The 807-nt window shown below is 64.2% G+C and carries 1 protein-coding gene; it reads right to left on the bottom strand.

Annotation, left to right across the window (positions count from 1 at the left end):
* Positions 1-728, bottom strand: a 728-nt coding sequence (locus AC1DIN_RS29895; protein ID WP_476812356.1) for an IS110 family RNA-guided transposase, incomplete at its 3' end; no start/stop codon positions are given.
* Between the last annotated feature and the right edge of the window lie 79 nt (positions 729-807).

The raw sequence follows: 807 nt of genomic DNA, 5'->3' as shown, positions 1-807 counted from the left end.
CGGCCGCTGGCGAAGGTGTGCAGATCGGGCGCGAAGGCCATGATGGCGCCCGCCGTGACCGGCCCTACGCCTGGGACGGTGCACAAGCGGCGCGTCTCGACCTGCTCCTCGCTCGCCGCCCTGAGGCCAGAGGCCAGCTCTTCGATCCGACCGCCGAGCACGTCGATCTGATCAAGATAGAGCCGAGCGATCTCCTTGACCGCGTCGGGAACCTCCTCCGCTTCGCTATTCTCCAGCAAGCCGACGATCTCCCTCAGGTGCACAGGTCCTTTGGCGACGACGATACCGAACTCCGCCAGATGGCCTCGCAGGGCGTTGATCAGCTGCGTACGCTGCCGGACGAAGCACTGATGCGTGCGGAAAGCGACGGATCGCGCCTGCTGCTCGGCGCTCTTCACAGCGACGTAGTGAATGCTTGGCCGCAAAACAGCTTCCGCGATCGCAGCCGCGTCAGCTGCATCGTTCTTCTGCCGCTTGACGAAGGGCTTCACGTAGATCGGTGGGATAAGCCGGACGTCATGGCCGTGGCCTTGCGCCATGCGGCCCCAGTAATGGCTTGTCGCACAAGCCTCCATGGCAACGATACAACGGGCCTGAGATCGCAGCATCTGCATCAGCTTGGCGCGCGACACCGTGCGATTGAATAGAACCGCCCCGCCTCGAGCCGTCGCGCAGACCTGGAAGCTTCGCTTGGCGAGATCGATCGCCAGAACATGGACGTCGGACATGGGCTCCTCCTTCCAACGCGCCTTGATGACGCTCGCAGGCACCTTACGATGCCCGCCGGAGGGGGCATCCACCCCATCA

This window comes from Allobosea sp. 05T438 (assembly GCF_056396025.1).
The sequence above is the reverse complement of the archived record's forward strand: the minus strand, read 5'-3'. Positions and strand labels throughout refer to the sequence as shown.